Source organism: Legionella anisa (genome assembly GCF_001467525.1).
Lineage (GTDB): Bacteria > Pseudomonadota > Gammaproteobacteria > Legionellales > Legionellaceae > Legionella > Legionella anisa.
Window position 1 is genome coordinate 25,066 of sequence record NZ_LNXS01000042.1, and the last position, 19,802, is coordinate 44,867.

Consider the following 19,802-nt stretch of genomic DNA (forward strand, 5'->3'; position numbering starts at 1 on the left):
ATTGTTTATTTTTTGTTGTTTGTATGCATTGTAGCCTGGGTGCAGCGCAGCGAAACCCGGGTTCTGCTACGCTGCACCCAGGCTACAAATCTTTCTAGTAAGATGTGCCCAAACCAATTGTTCCCTTAGGGGTGAGCACTTACACTATTGCCGAACAATTCGGTGATCTCTTTATCTCAGTCACCACAATTAAAAATGGTATTCCGTGCACCCTCTACATTAGGTATATAATGGGCATGTTCTAACCTGGAGTGATGTAATTATCGATAAAATATGGTGTAATAAAAATTGCCACACACTTTGAGTTATACATGATGCCAAGTCGTTTGATTACATTATTTTGTACTACTCTATTCAGTTGTCAGGTCTCCATTGCAAGTCCATCTAAAGTGTTTCCACTAGATTTTGAAGTTGCGACCATTCATTCGATTCATCATGCACTTGCGCAGCATCAAATATCGTGTTTACAGCTCATCAATGCGTATCTGGAGCGTATTAAAAGATACAACTTGAGTGTAAAGAGCAAGGCACCAATCAATGCTTTTAGTGAACTCAATCCTTCAGTGTTAACGTATGCACGACAGTTAGATGATTATTATAAAAAAACAGGTCAGGCATTAGGGCCGCTCCATTGTATTCCCGTTATTTTGAAAGATAATATTGATTCTTTTGATATGACCACCACATCAGGATCTTATGCTTTATTGGGAAGTCAACCAATACACGATGCTTTTTTAGTGAAAAAATTACGCGATGCTGGCGCCATTATTTTGGGAAAAGGGGGAATGGATGAGTTTGCCTGGGGGATGTTCGGCATCAGCAGTCGTAGTGGTAGAATTGGTAATGCTTATGATCCCAACCAAAATCCTGGGGGATCGAGTGGTGGACCAGCCGCTGCAGTCAGCGCTCATTTTGCTTTGCTTGGTATAGGCACCGATAACAGTGGCTCGGTCAGAATACCTTCTGCATTTAATGGCTTGGTCGGACTACGCCCAAGTACTGGCTTAATCAGCCAGAGCGGTATTTTTCCAATGGGTAATCTTGATGGAACAGCAGGGCCAATTGCGCGGAGTACACAGGACTTGGCCATTTTACTCGATGTGATTGCGCAGCCTGATTCTCAGGATCATAAAACACTCAATATTCCTCGAGTAAACACTTATTCTAGGTTTCTGAAAAGCAATGGCTTAAATAACAAGAGAATTGGCATTGTACGTAATGTAAATGGTATTAATCCATTCAATAAGATGTCCTTGCCCATTGAAGAAATAATAAACAAAGCCACAAAGGATATGCAGAAAATGGGTGCGACGTTCATCGATATCACGCTTCCAGATTTCAATAATGATCGACAATTCAATCAAGCTGGAGAAATCCAGGACGTGAATCAATATCTTGCCTCATTTCCATCGACCAGGAAGAACTTTCGTGATATTTGTGAATCGAACCGTACAAGAAATTTTGGTTCGATTAAAGATTGCCTGCATTTTATGAAAAACACTGCAAGCAAACTCAGCGTACCTTATCAAAAAGCTTTAGAAAATTTTAAGAAAAATAAGACATATGTTGAACAGATTATGGATAAAAATCAGTTGGATGCTTTACTCATGCCGATTACTTCGAATGGAACAGCGACGTATGATGCGATGAAAGTGAATACTTGGCGAGCTCCAATCTCATCTAATTCTGGATTACCTGCGCTTAGTATTAATGTTGGCTATAGCCAAGATACGCATATGCCTATTGGTGTTGAATTAATCAGTAAACAATATCAAGAGGGAACTTTGATTGAGATTGCATATGCTTATGAGATGCAGGCGAAGCAAAGCATTCTGCCACTTATGCCGGAAGAAAATTTGACTCTGTTACATTTTACTATTCCAGAATTAAATAATTTATTTACGCTCCTGGGTAAAAATGCCTATGAGAAATTTTTAATTCACAGCAAGAACTCCAGTCCTCTTTCGGATGACCTGACAGCGGAACGGTTTAGAAAGATAACAGCCAATACAATTCAGAAATATACGGAATTAATTGGGAAATAAATTAGGGTCTGTTTCCATTTCTACTATCTTGACTCAATCTAGCGAAATGTAAACAGACCCTATTGTGACTCATTTATTTATAGTAGGTGCCTAGGGTCATAAATTACGTTATTTATTGGTATGATGTATTTCTTGTTCGTTACATAAAAGGCAGAATTAAGTATTCCAATAGTTCGAGCTTTATATAAAATAGGATGGATTAATTTTTAAGGATAGGCATGTGGTTAAACATCTAGTAGCAATATTCTTTTCGATGATTCTAAGCGACTTAATTTTTGCAGCAGGAACTGAAAAAAGCTGTAATAAAGCGGATTGGAGCTGTCATGGTTCTTTTTACATAACAGGCGGATATGTATTTGTGCACACTTTTTTCAATGACAATCAATTATCATTATCTCCTCCCGAACAGCCAAGAATAAATTTTACACCTCAGGATGCGTTTCCCAACAATGGGAGCGGAATGCGTTGGGGATTTGGAGCAGGCCTTGGTGACAAATTACCCTTCACTTATGAATTGGATTACAATCAAATTTTCACTCATTCAAAAATAAGAGATGGATTAAAAATTTCCAGATCAAGTAAGTCATTGGTCGCTATCTTAGGTTATACTCTTAATCCTAAAAATAGATTAAGAGCCAGTTTGGTTGGTGGCGCCTCAGTTATCTCAACATACTTGACCGTGACTACGGTTGCTCCTCGTCAATTTTTTTCTCAGAATACAAACTCTGTTGACGTTGATCCTTTCCTTGGCGGCTCATTAGCTTATCAAATTAATTCCAGATTTGGGCTTCGGGCAGTAGAGTTTTATGATTTTGCTACTTACAACAGAAGCGCTAAAGGTGCTGCGGTGACCCTGATAATGCTTAATTATTATCCACAGTGATTTGTTATCCCTTTTGTTTGGGGCTGCTGCATACCCATACTTTTTTCTACAACATGTTTCATGCGGTAATCCACTTTAGGAATATGGAACATGAATAATGGTATATACTCTATAAATATATGCGGGATTTACGGATAGAATAAATTTATTTCGCGAATATATACTTATTCGAGGTGCTTACGTTAGTTGAATCAATTATAATTTTTTTAATAAATTTTTCTCTATTGGGTAAACAAATGATAAAGGAATGGATCTTATTTTCATTCAGCAGGAGTATTATTTTAATACTTCTTACTTTTGCTCAACTATCATTTGCACAAGGAACTCCGCTCACAGTCAATCAATCACCTATTAGGATAGGAAGCAGCACTGCTTTGGAAGGTCCGGCACAAACGCTTGGACAGGGTATGACACTTGGAATCAAAACGTATTTTGACAGAGTAAATGCTGCTGGTGGTATCAATGGTCAAAAAATAACATTTATTGTATATAATGATTCCTATGAGCCGTCGCTTGCTGCGCCCAACATGCGCAAATTAATTACGCAGGATCAGGTGCTCGCTGTCATCGGCAATGTAGGGTCGCCAACTGCTGTGGTTTCAGTACCTATTGCCCAAGAATTGCAGACACTGCTCTATGGTTGTTATGCTGGAACAGAAGTACTGCGTCAAAGCCCCCCGGATCGGTACGTTTTTAATTTTCGTGCAAGTTATGCAGAAGAAACTGCGGCTATGGTAAAAGGGTTATTGAAAGCAGGAATTAAACCCGATGAAATTGCATTTTTTACACAAAATGATTCGTTTGGGGATTCCGGTTATTTTGGTGCCATAAAAGCGTTAAAGGAAGAAGGTTATCACGATTCAGAAAATTTAGTGCACGGTCGATTCACCAGAAATACAGTGAATGTGGAAGAGGGTTTATCAGAGATCCTGGACGCAAAAAAAATGCCAAAGGCAATTATTATAGTCGCTCCTTATCTTCCTGCTGCTCGGTTCATTAAGTTGGCGGTTGAAGACCTACCTAATACCCTGTTTCTCAATGTTTCTTTTGTGGGAAGTGAAACTTTGTTAAAGGAGATAGGAACATTGGGAGACAACCGCGTGATAGTGACTCAGGTTGTTCCTAGTTATGACTCAGATCTTCCTGCTGTCAAAGAGTATCGAGAGAGTCTAAAAAAATATGCAAATGATGCCCAACCAGGCTATATCTCATTAGAGGGCTATCTCGCGACAAAGTTATTTGTCATAGCATTACAACGTGCAGCTGGCGCTAATAAATTAACGCGAGAAGGGCTTATTGATGTGATGCAAAACATGCGGGATGTGGATATAGGCATCGGTATTCCCATCAGTTATGATAAAAACAATCATCAGGCATTGCATACAGTCTGGCCTACTATATTAAGAAACGGAAAATTTACCTCTCTTGATTGGACTGAACTGCATTCGTTTGTTAAAGAATAAGTGGAAGGATTACTAATGTACAGGAAACTAAGATTATCATTGGTAAATGTGTTTCTGTTATTTTATATTCTTACCGTTATTTTTACGATGATCCTTAGTTTTGCTGCACTCTATCTCAATCATCAACTGCTTCAAAATCAAAACCTTTTATTAACTGTTAGTTCAATTGAAAACGCACGATTTAAAATGAGTAATGCACGCGCTCAATTTTTGGTGAGACAACAAAGTATTTTAACAGCACATGAAGAAAATGATTTATCCAAACTGGAGCCTCGTTTACCGATAGAGGCAATTTTTATTGAGGGTGAGGAAAAATTAGCTTCTGTTACCAATGAAGTTTCCTCTGTCTTGAAGGCACTGCAAAATCTTAAAGCGACCTATCAAGAATTTTTAAAAACTGATGATCGGTTGTTGGCATTGACCCAATCTTTTTTAAAAGCGAAAAACGAGTTAGCAAATCAAAAAAGAATTATTGATCAGCAAATTAAAGATATTCACAATCAATCAGAAAATATCAGTGGTATTTTAACCCATCAATATAAAAAAAACATACGTCAACTACGTGATTATTTCCAGGAGGGAAAACTGTCACAAAGCGACTTGTTTAAAGGAGCATTGGAGAGTCTGATCTTAAGTAATGCTACGGATGCCCATCGCATTGACCAAAAAATTAATACAGAGCTGTCACAGCTCATGGCATTAATCGAGGAAATTGCAGATGAAGAAAATTCGGATGAATTGAATAATTTAAAAGACAATCAACTGTTACAGCTCATTCCTTTAACACGCAGTAAATTGCAACAATTAAGTAATTTATTACAGAATAACCCACAACTACATCAAGCCGCATTGGACTTGGGCAATCAATTCAATTTGGTTGTTGATCAATTAACCAAAGGTTCAGGAAGCATCCTCGCCTTGCGAAAGGAGCTCAATGATCTCCAATTGCAACTGCAAAAAAATCATATGGAAGTAAAAGAAAATTTAGCGTTGCTCTCAAAACAGTTTCAAAACCTAGATACAATAATAAAAGAGTTAGGGGAGCAATCACTACGGACTTTCCATAAGCTGATTACAACCAATCGTAATATTATGATTGTCTTGCCTCTGGGCATCCTTCTATTCATCAGTGTCGTAGGATACTTTTTATATCACGCTATTTCCAGGTCATTGGGAAGTTTAAGCGCTGCAATGCATAAGATCACCAAAGACAAAGTCGGATTAGAGCAGCGTTTAAGTATGACACCCTATGATGATCTTAATCGGGTCGTTGGAACCTTCAATAGTATGGCTGAAAGCCTACAATATACCCAAGAACATTTGCACGAATTAGTGGAGTCACGAACTAAAGAGCTGAAAAATGTAAATCAGAATCTGGAACAGTTGGTGGTGCAATTAAATGAAGCTAAAAAAGATTCGGAAGTGGCCAATAAAGCGAAATCTGAGTTTATTGCTAACACCAGCCATGAGTTACGCACGCCGCTTAATGCCATTATCGGTTATTGCGAATTATTGCATGAAGAGATGGAAGATGAGGGACATGAGATGTATATAGAGGACCTCAAAAAAATAGAATCTTCTGCCAAACATTTGTTATTTCTCATCAACGACATACTGGATTTATCAAAAATCGAAGCGGGCAAGATGGATATTTTCCTGGAGGATGTCAAAGTTCCCGATATGATTAAGGAGCTGGAAGCTATAATCACTCCTTTGATGAATAAAAATATGAATACTTTTAAAACCGAGATTGATTCTAATGTTGATATCATGCATACCGATCTTGTGAAAGTCAGGCAATGTCTATTAAATTTAATAAGCAACGCAGCTAAATTTACTAAAGAAGGTACAATTACATTATCGGTGAAACCGATAACGAGTAATGGTAAAGCATACATGCAATTTGCTGTCAGTGATACCGGAATTGGTCTGACTCGAGAGCAATTAGGTAGTTTGTTCAAGGCATTCTCTCAAGCTGAGTCTTCGACAACGCGTCGATTTGGTGGTACTGGATTAGGTTTGTATCTGACAAAAAGCTTCTCTAAAATCCTGGGAGGCGACGTGAGTATCGATAGTGAATATGGTAAGGGCTCCACATTTACTATTATTTTGCCGATGGTTAGTAAAGTGGGTGTTGAAAAAAGGTCTCAGGTAAAAGTACATGAACAACAAGTCCAGGGAGAAGAAGGGGCCAAAACGGTCCTAGTGGTTGATGATGATCCTAAAATACACGACATCATGCAAAAAGCCTTAGAGAAAACAGGTATTAGAGTGTTGCATGCATTTCATGGTGAGGAATGTCTTTCTTTGGCAAGAAAATATCAGCCTGACTTGATTACTCTTGATGTGATTATGCCCATGATGGATGGATGGACTACCTTATCCGCATTAAAATCTGATCCTAATCTGGTTAATATTCCCGTGATTTTGGTTTCAATGCTGCTGGAAAAAGACTTGGGTTTTGCGTTAGGCGCTGTTGATTATCTCAACAAACCGGTTGAGCCTAAGACACTGATGGAAAAAATTGAGAGTATCATCCCTCGCGATACCATTAAATCAATATTAATTGTGGATGATGAGGCAGATTCACGCAACATTATTCGAAGAGTGATTAAAAAGTCGGGTTGGAGCGTGCTGGAGGCAAAAAATGGTCTTGAAGCGTTAGAGGTTTTAGCCCGCCAGACTCCTTCTCTTATTCTCCTTGATTTAATGATGCCAGAAATGGATGGTTTTGCTGTCATTCGGGAGTTACAAAAACACGAAAAATGGGCTCAAATTCCTGTAGTTATCTTCACTGCAAAGGATTTAACCCAGGAAGAACGAGATTTTCTGATGAATTCGAGTAAAGTAGTGCTACAAAAAAATTCCTACAGTCGGGAGCAACTTGTTGCCACGATAACGGGGCAGATTGAACAAATAATTAAAAATCGCTAGGAGATAGTGCGATGACGATAAAAATCTTAATTGTTGAAGATAATGAATTGAATCTTGATATGCTATCAAGACGTTTGCAACGTAAAGGATATGAGATTATTAGTGCGGTCGATGGGGAAAAAGGCGTGAGCATGGCACAATCTGAAAATCCCGATCTCATTTTAATGGATTTAAGCTTGCCCGTTTTGGATGGATACGATGCGACACGACAACTTAAATCCGATCCAAAGACCAGCGCTATCCCGATTATTGCTCTAACAGCGCATGCTATGGTGGGGGATAGGGAAAAAGCGGTAGCCGCAGGCTGTGATGATTATGAAGTGAAGCCTATTGATCTTCCTCGTCTTCTTGAAAAGATGGAGCGATTAGTGAAAGCCTGCTGAGTCACAGTATATTTAACTCGATGAGAGGAACATAATTAATGGATTTTGATAAAGAAACAAAAAAGGAGCGTAACTCAACCCTGATGCGTGAACGAGAGGCGTTATTTGCCAGTTTACGCAGTGAGTTTTCCACGCCTCTTGATGTCATTGTTGGCTATGCCGAAATCCTACTTGATGAACTTACCTTTCATCAGCTTGAAGCGTATAAGGATGATCTTAAAAAGATTTTACAATCGGGAAAACTCTTGCAAAGCCGTGTAGATGAGGTGTTACATTTCGACTCTTCTGCTCGAAAATCAGAAGCATTTAACTTGAAAACATTCAGCAGCGAATTGCAATTTAATTTACTTACGCCACTTAATTCAGTTATTGGTTATTGTGAGCTGCTTTTGGATGAAGAGCTTTCAGCCGAACAGGATGAGTTTATTCATGATATTGGAAAAATTCTTCTCGCCGCGAAATTGTTTATTAGTTACATAAACGAAATAGATAAATTAGCTCAAATACAATGGAAAGGCACCGATCTATTAGCACAATTTAAAAAATCGAACATTATAATTCATGATGTGATTATCTCTATTCCTCCGCTTGACAATAAAATTATCTATAAGCCTAAGCCTCCTAAAGGTTCTATTCTCGTTGTCGATGACAACGAAATGGCGAGAGATTTATTAATACGCCGTTTAAAGCATTATGGGTTTAATGCAACACCTTGTGGCAATGCCTCCAAAGTACTTGATGAGCTAAGTGCGGGTGATTTCGATTTAATACTTTTATCAATTATCACCTCAGGAGTAAGCGGCTTTGACGTTTTAAAACGAATCATGGGAGACAACCGTTATTATTATCTTCCTGTAATTGTTATTTCTCCTCTCAAAGAAATTGATGCAGTAGTACGTTGTCTCGAGATGGGGGCAGATGATTATCTTCTTAAACCATTTAATCCGGTTATTTTTAAAGCGCGCGTCGAAGCTTCCATAGAAAAAAAGATACTAAGGGATAAAGAAAAACTTTATCTTATCCAAATACAGGAAGGCAAGAAAAGATCCGATGATTTATTGCTTAGTATTGTGCCGAGTGCCATTGCAGAACGTTTAAAACTAGGTGAGCAAACAATCGTTGAGCGATTTCCCTCTGTAACCGCTGTATTTATTGATATTGTTAACTTTTCTCATTTGGCAGATAAACTGAGTCCGGGTAAATTGATTGGGATGTTGAATACTATATTTTCAAGCATGGATGAACTTACTGATCAATTCGGTCTTGAAAAAATTAAAACAATAGGCGATTGCTATATGGCAGTGGCAGGTGCTCCAATAAACAATCAATTTCATGCTGAAGTCGTTGCTAATTTTGCATGCAGCGTACTTGAAAAGATAAATAGCATGAATGAAAGCCTTCGTTTTCCTATTCAAGTGCGCATAGGGATTCATACTGGAGCTGTAGTGGGTGGTATCATCGGAAAGAAAAAATTTTCTTATGATCTATGGGGGAAAACCATTAACTTGGCAAGTCGAATGGAGTCTCACGGCGAGCCAGGTCGAATCCATGTAAGTGAGGCAACGTACCAAATCCTGAAAGATCGATTCGAATTTGAAAAAAGAGGGACGATTTTGGTCAAGGGAGTTGGTGAGATGGCAACGTATTTTTTAATAAAGTGCCGCAATGGATAAAGTGATAAATGCGCTGCTACCCCCCTTTCTATTTCAAATTTTACCGTAATTCCTTTTAAATTTATCTCATTTTTAAAAAGTTCTTTGTTTTTTCCTGGTCTATATTTTGTAGGATATTGAGCCTAACTCATTGATATATTGATAATTTAAATTTCTATAGGCTTCTGTTTCCACCGTAGTATCAAATATTTTCAAGTTAATTCACTTTAAATTTGCGGTCTTAATAATTTATTAAGAATGGTGTCTTATAATGCACCACTACAAATTACAACTGGACATATTGTTATTCAGTTGCGCATATTGTTTTTATTGTGGTTAAACGGTTTTATTATGAGGAACTAACATGCTACATAAAATAATTTTAAACGGAAGAGTTATAGTGGGCCGAGGAAAAGAGAAGTTAAAAGAACTTAAGAATATGGATATTTATCCTAATCCGGAAATGGAAACCAAAATAGAAATGGAAGTAGAAAAGAAAGTTGAAAAAGGAGTACTTCAAAAGGTAGAAGATAAAGTGAATGGAGTCCTTCAGCGATATGAGGAACGTCAACACCAAAAACAAGTAGAAAAATTAGAGAAGTTAAAGAGACAAAATGAAAGAGAACAAGCAAAATTGCTACAAGAGTTAGAGCGGATAACAACTCAAAGTGAATTACAAACAGTTACTGTTCCAGAATCTGTCGTTCGGACTACTAGGAGAAGTTCTTCTGTTCTGAATATAAGAACTAGAAATCTTGTGAATAACGGTATTGATTCATTGCCAAGTGAAAGCATCGGTAATGGAAGTTACAAGCAAATGCTTTTGCGATCTTTTGAAGAGTCAAATGAAGGTACAATGGCGTTAACGAAATGCAAAAAAGAAATTGATCAGGCATTTGCAAGATTGGATCAAATTGTTATAGAGTTCGGTTCCAAAGTAGATGGAGAAGTAACTAAAGGTCTTTTGAAAGAAGAAGCCAATCAGTTAATGAATTCTATTGTACGAATTATGGAAGAAAATCATGTAATCAGCGAGAAGCAAGCCAAAAAATTTATTGAGGCTGCATTAAAAAAAGATAAAGATTATTTTCAAAGACATGGTACAGATAAATTGGATTTGAGTAAAAAAGAAGATGTAAAACAATTCATGAAAGAATACATTCTAGACGTCCTCTATACTCCAAAAGATCAAGTTAAAAAACTCTTAAAGACATGCATGAGATTTGGCTCTAAAACAGAAGGTGGTTTTGATCAAGAGTTATTAATAAGAAACTCAAAGTATTACTCCACTAAAACAGTTTCTAGAGCCGGAGCCTCTGTATATGTGAGTTATGAAGGCTATAAATATTATGCAGAAAAACAAATAGAGAAGCAATCTAAGGTGCTAAGAGACTCTCTAGAACAAGGAGTGCAGTATTCTAGCGAACGTCTTGAGGATTTGGATAAACTGCAACAAAAACAATTAAAGGCTATCGATAGCGATGTAAAAAAATTAAAATTAGTTTTGAAGCAAGAGAGTCAATATCAATTAGCTCTTGAGGCGATACAAGGGAAAGAAAGCGTCCATGAGGATAAGGAAGTACAAGCGATTATGGTTCGTTACTTAACGAAAACTCGCGGTATGATTTTCAATGATTTTGAAGCAGCTGAGCGCAAATTGAAGGAACGTTTAGATAAGATAACTAGCCGTAAGGAAAGAATTAACAATAGGATTATAGAGAGCGAACAGCATCTAGACTCTTTGCAAGAGTTCCAAAGCAAGGAAAAATGTAATTTGGATAATCTGGAAAATCTAGAAAAACTGAGTAATTCATTCCAAAAAATGTTCTAAACAAGACACCAAGTCCTCAAATACACTGAGGACTTGGGTTTAACTTTTTTCACTTCTACAGGATTTATTAACGACTTGCAAACAGTTAATAAATTTAAGACAATAGTGTACTTTTATTGGGCTATTTTGGAGGTGTTTCCATGTTAGGTTACTTTATGAAAAAGAATAGGATTAAGGAAAATGACGAACAAAGCCAAAAAAATATAGAAAAAATTCACGAGATTCGTGAGAGATTGCATGAGTCGACTCAACATGCAAACACTAAAAGAATGGAAATTGATTCTAAATTAGAAAAAATTAATAAGTCATCATCGTACAGCAATCATAAAAATAACGTTTTTTTCCAGCCTTCAGTTGGTTCTGGCTGCAACCAGAGAAGCATACCTGGAGACTCCACTTTCACTATGAAGTGATACAGTGATTAATATGCAACGCCAATGCACGAGTGGAATCGTTCATTGGTGCTTTGATCTCTTCCCCATTCTGCATAGATGACATGGCGACCCGTTCGGGCTGGTACAGTACAGCTCATATGAAATTTATTTTTTTATAATCAAGGCTAATGGTAATAATGCATTTTGATCTAAATTTATGTCATTCCCGCCTGCGCGGGAATGGAACGATATATAACCAATATGCTCACTGTATGAATAGTTAACTGCTCAAAAAAACTGACGATAACTCAGGTCCACAGACTCTACTTATGTTCGATCAAATAAATCACCCCATTAAAATCATCGGATAGATACAATTCACCATCTTTACCTTCGACGACATGCACCGGTCTGCCAATTACTTTACCGTTTTTGAGAAATCCAGTAATAAAATCATTTTGAGTGATCACTCCATTTGCAAAAGTTAAACTAACGACTTTATAACCGACTTTAATTGAGCTATTCCATGAGCCATGAAAGGCAACCAGTGCCTTTTTATACAATGGAGATTGAGGATTTTTTATAAAAGTGATGCCTAGGGGGGCCTGATGGGCGGCAAATTTGAAAACAGGAATTTGTGATTGATTAATTATTTGTTCTTGCCCCATGCCAAATTTGGGATCTGGAACTCGATCACCGTTTGCATAAGGCCACCCATAAAATTGATTTTCCTGAATCAGATTGAGTTCATCGGGTGGAAAATTGTCACCCAAATAATCACGACTATTTTCAGTCGCATAAAGTACTCCATCTGTAGGTGACCAATCAAATCCAACGGCATTTCGTAGCCCTTTGGCATAAATTGTCACATGATCATCTCCTGGCTTAAACCGAGAGATAGAAGCCCTTAAAGGATTTTTTTCAATACAGACATTGCACGAAGAACCAATAGATACGTAGCCATATCCATCAGGACCAAACTTAATGGTTCTGGTCCAATGGCCGCCGTCATCCGGAATATTTTTAATTATTCGTTCATAACGACCGATGGTGCGTCCATCTTTTGCATCATATTTGATTCGTCCAATAGCATTTTCTTCTGCAACATATAAGTAGTTCTCGTAAACATCCATACTGTGTGGATTGTTCAAGCCCGAAAGCAGAACTCGTTTCTGGTTTGGTCTTTTATAAGGGATGAGGAGTACGTTTCCTTTTGGAGGTTCCGTTACAAGCAAATCTCCAGATTCCGTAACATACATAAATCGAGGGCTATCCAAATGCTGAACATAAGGCTTAAGTGTAAAATCGTTTTTTAGATCAATATCTTGAGGCGCTTGGGGTTTTAAGAATGGAAAAGATCGGCCTAATACCTCAGAAATTGAAATATTAAACCCCAGAAAGGGTTGAACTAAATACAGTAACCCAATACCTACCAAAAATATCAACAGACTGTAAAACAGTTTTTTCATGTTAACATCCAGTTTATTAAATAGTGATAGGATCGATCGTTTAAACGTGCTGTATCGTTACCACTAATGTCCCCTTTAATAATATGCGTTCCTTCAATCTTAATAACTATAAGTATCTTAACGTATGAACGTACTAACAATAGATGATCTGAATCAAATATTTTCACCTGCAATAAAAACAAAATGCGAGTGAAAGTCAGTTAATCATAGCAAAGAATTCATAACTTCTAGAAAGAAATCTGTAGACAACAAGGAGTTAACTAAAAATGGGACGATTAAAGTTCAGATCACTATATTGATTTCTCGCTACTTTAAATATATTAATAAGTAATGGCTCATTTTAATTAATGGTCACTAATGAAACTTATAATTAATAAAAAAAATAGTATGGAGTTAATCACTCTGGATCTTGATGCAACAACGGGAGTTCATGAGTTGTTGTTCATTCTTTATGGTTATAGGGGTAAATTTTATGAGCGTTTTTCTTTTAATGAGTATCAAAAGTTTATTTCAATATATGAGTGTCTTTTATATGGGGATCGTTTTAAAAATAAATTGCGTCCTGGAACTCATTTAGCGGATTATCAACTGGAGGATCCATGTAATTTGACATGGGAAGAATTCACTGAGAGTTACTATTTCAATCATCTCGGCTCAGATCGCATAGACAGTAGAGTCCTTTTTTGGCAAGCCAATATGACATCAAGTAAACCTAAGATTGAAAAAGAGTCTTTGTTGCTTCATAACAATGAGAGTATGAAACCAAGTATGCCTTAATTGCTCTAAAATCCCAGTATTTTGGCTCAAGATAGCGAATTGTAAACAAACCCTGGTTTTAATCGATTTCAGAGCAGAAGAAATGTGATTAAAAAATATGACACGTTGCATCGTGTGAAGTTACATCCTGAGTGGGAAAAGAATAATTCTTTTCTTTAGGTTGAGCTGGTGAAAAGAAACGTTTTGTTTGGACACCCGTTGTGAAAGGTTCTGCTCCCACACTATCAAGGCTTGATTTAAGCTGGGGGCGATAGCCTAAACCATTTAATAAATCGAAGGTTGTCTCTTCAGAAACAGCGTCCATTTCTACACTGTTATTACTTGATTCGGTAGTTACAATGTCTTGGTGTTTAAAACGATATAGGTTCATTAAAACAATCGCCGATTCAAGCACCATCAATGCCACCCCAAGTGCAGGGTTAAGGGCAAAACCTAAAGCAACAAAAAATCCTGCCGCCACTAAAGTAATTGTTGAATTATAGGTTAAACTCACGCATAAATTTTGGATAATATTTTGTTTCGTTTTTGCTGCGATATCAAATGCTGTTGCAATAGAAAAGAGTCTTCCTTGCTGAACCACTATGCCTGCATATTGCTGTGTAATGTCATCACCAATTTTCGATTGAACAGCAATACCGAGATTGGAATGCCTAATGGCTGTGAGATCATTTGCTGCGTCACCTACCATAGCCACTTTATGGCCATCATGCTTTAACTGTTCAATATAACTTTCTTTAGATATCTCGCCAGTTCGCGTGACAACACCTACGGTGTTCGCAAAAATATTCTTTTTAGAAATACCCAATATTTTTGCATATTTTTCTGCAGTTTCCCGATCTGCACCGGTACAAATATGTACCGTTTTACCCAGACGTTTTAATTTGTTTACTGTAGCAATAGCATCTTCACGTAATGGATCCATTAAGGCGATTTGTCCTACTACTTTCCTTTCACGAACAATATAGATGGAACCGTCTTCAGGGTTATTATAGTTTCCAAAATCTGTGATATGATTCGCAGCAAGCATGTCTTTATTGCCGATTATGAATGTTTCACCCGTTATCTCCTCACCTTTTTTACCCTTAATTACAGCTTTAATGCCTGAATGATGGGGGTTCTCTTTATCAACAGTTATGTCTAATTGATCATCTGCAATGAAGCCTCGAGATTCTATATGATTCTTAATAATTTCTGCTATTGGATGCTCAGATTTACTTTCTAATAACGCGACACGATTCCAGAGCTTTTCATCATCAATTTTAAACTGCACTACTTGAACGTTGCCTTGAGTCAGCGTGCCATTTAAATCAAAAACAACGGTGTCAATATCAGCTGCTGCTTGTAATGCTTTGCCATTCTTAAAAATAATTCCATTTTCAGATGCCTTTTGCATACCGATTTTAACTGCTAAAGGGGTGATCAAGCTTAAAGCGCATGGACATGCACTCACAAGAACCGATATGACACATTGAATTGCAAGTGCGGGATTAAACACCGAACCTATAATAATGCCTGAGAGTAGGGCTATTCCAAGCAAACCAGGAATAAAATATTTCAATACCGTATTTGCAAAGACTTCAACAGGTGCTTTCTCCTCATCTGCTTTATTAATATTTTCTGCCAATAGTGAAAGGTACGAGTTTTGATAGGTCTTTGTAACCCGCATTTCCAATGAAGGAATATGATCGGCTAAACGCATCCCGGCTTTGACTGCATCGCCTGATTTAAACCTTTTGAGCTCAGGTGAACCATCAATTCGTGTGGTATAAAGTAATGCGTCTGTTGTTAATACCCCATCAACGGGGATAACACGTCCTTGCTTAACGAGAATTATATCGTTAGGAATTAAGTGTTTAACTGAAATCTCCGCATTCGAACTTTTTAATTGGACTAATGGATCCACACAATCACGAACATCTAATTTTTTAGTGATTTTACCAATTAAAGTATGTTCAATGCCTTCGCCTAAATGCCAAAAGCCTAAAACCAAAGGTGCTGCCTCAAACATCATGGGCAGTCCGGGAATAAACATACTTGCAATGGATACTGCAACGATGGTTAAGGTACTGATCGTATATAAAGTTGTGGTGTCCCATTTCTTTTCAAGTAATGCATACCATGATGATTGATAAACAGTATATCCCAAATACAGGGTCATCAAAGTAGTTAGTCCGGTTAAGGCATAATAGACAAGAAGAGGGATATTAAAACTCCCCACAGCAAGAACGAGCATGCCTATTCCCCAAAGCAAACCTAATGCAGCTTTAACCCAATGATTTTCATGACCATGAGAGTGTCCGTGTGAGTGTCCGTGTGAATGTCCATGTGAATGGTCGTGGGAGTGAGCGTGGGGCTGATCGTGAGAATGGTCGTGAGGGTGATCGTGAGTATGCTTATGCGGCGTTTTTTTTCTTTTCTTTTTAACGCCGCCCGTATACATAGGCTTCACTAGCGGTATCTGATCGTTATGCGCTACTTCCTCTTCAAACCACAGTGCTTCTTCCTCCATTTCGTTGCACAACGTAATGTTTTCTTTCCACAAAATTTGGGTTACTGCAGATTCTATGGCTTGAGCATTTTTGGATTTACATAACAAACTGATGCTTTTATTTGGGCTGGTGAAATCGAGTGCTGTACGTGTTAATCCAATGCCTTGGAGGTTATTTAACATGTGCTCAATTCGTTGTGCAGCCTCCTCAGGATCGGGAAACTGGATTTCATCTGGAAGGCGGAATCTATAATTATAAAAATACATTGGTTTCCTCCATTTGAAGGACATTAAAAGCGGACTTTCCTGACTTAATCAGTTGTACATCAATATGAATTTCAGATAAGTCATTGACAATCACAGTAGCTTTTAAAACCTTAAAATTAGATAAGATCCAGTAAGCAAAGAAGATGTCCTGTCCTTAAAATCTATAGGACATTGATTATTAATTATTTTGCAAACCAACCTTTCGAAAGTGTTACATTGTAACATTCTATTGCCAAAGAACAAGTCACATTTGGTAATTTTTATGCCAATAGGATTTCTGTTAGATATTTAGCGGCATTTGTTTAATTATTTTTCGGTAAAATAATGACTGTGATACAATAGCATTTAATCTATTAAACTTAAAAATGATTGATGAAATATAATTTGCTGGACAAGGCGTATAAGCATTGCATAATGCATGGTTATCGATTTACAGAACCGAGAGAGCGTGTCCTCAAAATTTTAGTAGAAGAGAGAAAGCCTCTTGGAGCTTATGAAATCCTGCAAAAACTATCCGAACAAACTGCAAACCCCAAGCCACCTACAGTGTATCGTGCCATTCAGTTTTGGCATCAAGAGGGATTTATTCATTGTATCGATAGTCTGAAATCTTATGTTGCTTGTCTGCATGGACATCATATGGGACAGGCCCAATTCCTCATTTGCAGCCAATGTGGTTTTGTCAAAGAATTAGAATGTGTTGTGGATTTCTCTACCCTTACAGAATTTGCGAATTCGATTCAATTTTCAATTATAAATTGTACTGTAGAAATTAAAGGCTTATGTGCCCGTTGCAAGCGGAATCAAGAAGTTAAGATTGCGCCATAAAAATTACAGCAATTACAATAAAACCGAATGTTCAATCCATATTAGATAATTCATTTCTGTCAATTTTAGTCATCGGTACTATTATTATAAATAATAAGTAATCGAGGAGCGCTATAATCATGGCAGAAGAAGAAATAACAACAACTTCATGGTTTTCTCGATTAAAAGATGCTTTTCTTGGCATTTTTGTTGGTATTGCCTTAATTGTTGGCGCTATTGTTCTTGTGTTTTGGAATGAAGGATACAGTTTACATATGGCCCAATCTTTGGAGCAAACCAAAAACGTTCTAATTTCAGTACCTTGCACCCCTATAAACAAGCAAAATAATCTTAAAGTGGTTTATTTAAGCGGCTTGGCGACTACCAAAGATAATTTAGTCGACACGTTGTTAGGAGTGACAATAAATGCCATCAATCTCCATCGCAAGGTTGAAATGTATCAATGGAAACAAAAAACTGAAACGCGAACTGAATCACAACTAGGCGGGTCGGAAAAACATATAACAACCTATACCTATGACAAAGTTTGGTCTGAAAGTGCAATCGACAGCTCTAGTTTTAAAAATCCCACAGGACATCAAAATCCAACCATGCCTATTCAGTCACAAACAGACTATGCGAAAACAGTAACCGTAGGTGATTTTTTGCTGCCCGATGCTTTAATAAAACAAATTGATGTCAGTAAACCAGTCAATTTAGCTCAGGTTAATAAAGAAACCCTAAAGAATAAATTGAATAAGCCAGTCACTCTGATGAATAATGAATTATATGTGGGACAAGACGCTCAAAACCCTCAATTGGGTGACCTGCGGATTAATCTAACGGTTGTTGAACCCCAAACAGTGAGTATTATCGCACAACAAACAGGAGCGACTTTTCAGCCCTATTTTGCCCCTGCAGGAAAAAGTATTATGCTCTTATCAACAGGGCGACATTCATCGGATGAAATGATAGCTGAGGCTCAATCAGAAAATACTCTGCTTGCATGGGTTTTGCGTTTCTTTTCTTTACTCATGTTGATTGGTGGATTTTCTCTAATCATGAAACCACTGGTTATTTTAGCGGATGTAATCCCTTTTTTAGGATCCATTGTAGGATTTGGCACTGGATTTATAGCGTTCCTCTTAGGGTTGTGTGTGTGGCTCATTGTTACTGCAATTGCCTGGTTTGCTATACGCCCGCTCCTCTCCATTAGTTTATTAATTATTGCAGTCGTTGGTGGTTATCTATTGATTCAGTTAAAGGCTAAGAAGGCTAAGGATTCCCTTCCAGAAACAGGGCGTAATTAGTGTGAGCCTTTATATGGGTGTGCTGCATCTCTTTAAGGTGTAACAGATACCACGCATCTGAAGCTGCTCATGTTTGTTGCACTGATTGCATCGTATATAAAGCCTTCAGTAAGAGGGGTAAAATCTATAACTCGTTGGTTTTGAATCCGCAGGATGGGTTAGCTCGCTGATTTTTTGTTGCAGTTCGCTAATGGTCTCTTGCTGTTGATCAATTACTGTTTTTTGCTTTTGTTCTCTCGCTTGCAGCCTTTTAAAGAGAATGTAAAAAATATAAAGAGCCGTGTAGTGTTTTGTAGAGGTAGTTTCCAATTTTTTTTGATTTTCTGCCTGTTGGTTTGTTAATGAATGGAGTTCGTGCTCTTGTTCTAAATTTATCCTTTTTTGAAGTTCATTTTGTGCTATGAGTTCAGGTACTAAAAGTGCATGTTGATGCTCCATGCAAATTTGCTCAGCAATATCTCTAATTCGCTCATTGGAAGTGTAGGCGCATATATTAAATCGCTTTAAAACTTCATCATTTAAAATTTCCCCGGAATTACAAAGATCACTGCCAATATAACCATCATTTTTTAAACCGGATAAATCAAGGGTAGCCTTTTTGGTTTCTTCGGGTCTACTGTAGGTTATTCTATACGTTTTGTGTTTTGGAGTATCTAAAAGGAGCTTAAGATCGATTAATAATTGAGAAATTTGATTCTTATTCTCTTTTAATTTTGAGGGCTCAAAAGAAGTTTTTTGGTCAAATAGTTCTTTTAGGGAAGTTATTTCATGCAAAATATAATATAAGAAAGGTCTTCGGCCACTGTCTGAGCATTGTTTAATGAGATCATTCAAGCGTATTTTAAAATGGATGTCTTGATTCTGAATTATTTCTTTAGCGCAAGAGAGTGATTTTTCTTTGAGAAGATTTTCATCAGTTGCAACGACCAATTTTTTCACTTTTGGTTGACTGTCGTGATAGCGGACTACAACAGCAGTCAAAGAATAAAGTAATTCTTCCAGTTTTGTCATGTAAAATTCCTTATAAAGCTAAATCTATAGTCTAAATGTGGAACTACATACCAACTTGATATTTCACTATATTGGATGTTTTGCAGAAGTGCAAGTTCTTGTACTCGT

Annotated in this window: 15 protein-coding genes; 11 read left to right on the forward strand and 4 right to left on the reverse strand. The window is 37.3% G+C overall.

Going from position 1 to position 19,802, the window contains the following annotated elements:
* Positions 1–311: 311 nt before the first annotated feature.
* The 8 genes from Lani_RS13515 (at position 312) to Lani_RS13550 (ending at position 11,604) form a co-directional block, all read left to right on the forward strand.
* Positions 312–2,045 (forward strand): amidase, encoded by a 1,734-nt coding sequence (locus tag Lani_RS13515; RefSeq protein WP_019234056.1) that lies wholly within the window; start codon positions 312–314, stop codon positions 2,043–2,045.
* A gap of 220 nt (positions 2,046–2,265) precedes the next feature.
* On the forward strand, positions 2,266–2,928 hold the full coding sequence (locus tag Lani_RS13520) for a hypothetical protein (RefSeq protein WP_019234057.1): 663 nt from the start codon (positions 2,266–2,268) through the stop codon (positions 2,926–2,928).
* 236 nt (positions 2,929–3,164) lie between these two features.
* Entirely contained in the window at positions 3,165–4,391 is a 1,227-nt protein-coding gene (locus Lani_RS13525) for an ABC transporter substrate-binding protein (protein WP_058388609.1), read from the forward strand.
* A 15-nt stretch (positions 4,392–4,406) separates the two neighbouring features.
* On the forward strand, positions 4,407–7,325 hold the full coding sequence (locus tag Lani_RS13530) for a response regulator (RefSeq protein ID WP_019234060.1): 2,919 nt from the start codon (positions 4,407–4,409) through the stop codon (positions 7,323–7,325).
* Between the two features lie 11 nt (positions 7,326–7,336).
* Complete coding sequence (locus tag Lani_RS13535; RefSeq protein ID WP_019234061.1) at positions 7,337–7,708, forward strand: response regulator; 372 nt, start codon at positions 7,337–7,339, stop codon at positions 7,706–7,708.
* Between the two features lie 38 nt (positions 7,709–7,746).
* Positions 7,747–9,381 (forward strand): adenylate/guanylate cyclase domain-containing protein, encoded by a 1,635-nt coding sequence (locus tag Lani_RS19810; protein ID WP_202972317.1) that lies wholly within the window; start codon positions 7,747–7,749, stop codon positions 9,379–9,381.
* Between the two features lie 343 nt (positions 9,382–9,724).
* Entirely contained in the window at positions 9,725–11,191 is a 1,467-nt protein-coding gene (locus tag Lani_RS13545; RefSeq protein WP_058388610.1) for a hypothetical protein, read from the forward strand.
* A gap of 155 nt (positions 11,192–11,346) precedes the next feature.
* The gene (locus Lani_RS13550; protein WP_127908214.1) at positions 11,347–11,604 is read left to right on the forward strand and encodes a hypothetical protein; all 258 of its coding nucleotides are present in this window, start codon (positions 11,347–11,349) and stop codon (positions 11,602–11,604) included.
* Between the two features lie 8 nt (positions 11,605–11,612).
* On the opposite strand, the gene Lani_RS19815 is transcribed toward Lani_RS13550, so the two are convergent.
* Positions 11,613–11,723: a lytic polysaccharide monooxygenase gene (locus tag Lani_RS19815; RefSeq protein WP_081595176.1), complete on the reverse strand. Its 111-nt coding sequence runs from the start codon at positions 11,721–11,723 to the stop codon at positions 11,613–11,615.
* 165 nt (positions 11,724–11,888) lie between these two features.
* Positions 11,889–13,034, reverse strand: coding sequence for a PQQ-dependent sugar dehydrogenase (locus Lani_RS13555; RefSeq protein ID WP_019234066.1), 1,146 nt, complete (start codon positions 13,032–13,034; stop codon positions 11,889–11,891).
* A 357-nt stretch (positions 13,035–13,391) separates the two neighbouring features.
* Here Lani_RS13555 and Lani_RS13560 point away from each other — a divergent pair, with 357 nt between their 5' ends.
* Positions 13,392–13,811, forward strand: a complete 420-nt coding sequence (locus Lani_RS13560; RefSeq protein ID WP_019234067.1) for a hypothetical protein — start codon at positions 13,392–13,394, stop codon at positions 13,809–13,811.
* 88 nt (positions 13,812–13,899) lie between these two features.
* On the opposite strand, the gene Lani_RS13565 is transcribed toward Lani_RS13560, so the two are convergent.
* Entirely contained in the window at positions 13,900–16,566 is a 2,667-nt protein-coding gene (locus Lani_RS13565) for a heavy metal translocating P-type ATPase (protein WP_019234068.1), read from the reverse strand.
* 372 nt (positions 16,567–16,938) lie between these two features.
* Here Lani_RS13565 and Lani_RS13570 point away from each other — a divergent pair, with 372 nt between their 5' ends.
* Both Lani_RS13570 and Lani_RS13575 read left to right on the forward strand, forming a co-directional pair.
* A complete protein-coding gene (locus Lani_RS13570; protein WP_040522746.1) occupies positions 16,939–17,394 on the forward strand; it encodes a Fur family transcriptional regulator in 456 nt (151 codons plus the stop codon).
* Between the two features lie 119 nt (positions 17,395–17,513).
* Positions 17,514–18,683 (forward strand): TMEM43 family protein, encoded by a 1,170-nt coding sequence (locus Lani_RS13575; RefSeq protein WP_019234071.1) that lies wholly within the window; start codon positions 17,514–17,516, stop codon positions 18,681–18,683.
* 105 nt (positions 18,684–18,788) lie between these two features.
* Here Lani_RS13575 and Lani_RS13580 read toward each other — a convergent pair whose 3' ends face one another.
* Entirely contained in the window at positions 18,789–19,694 is a 906-nt protein-coding gene (locus tag Lani_RS13580; protein ID WP_019234072.1) for a hypothetical protein, read from the reverse strand.
* Positions 19,695–19,802: the final 108 nt, after the last annotated feature.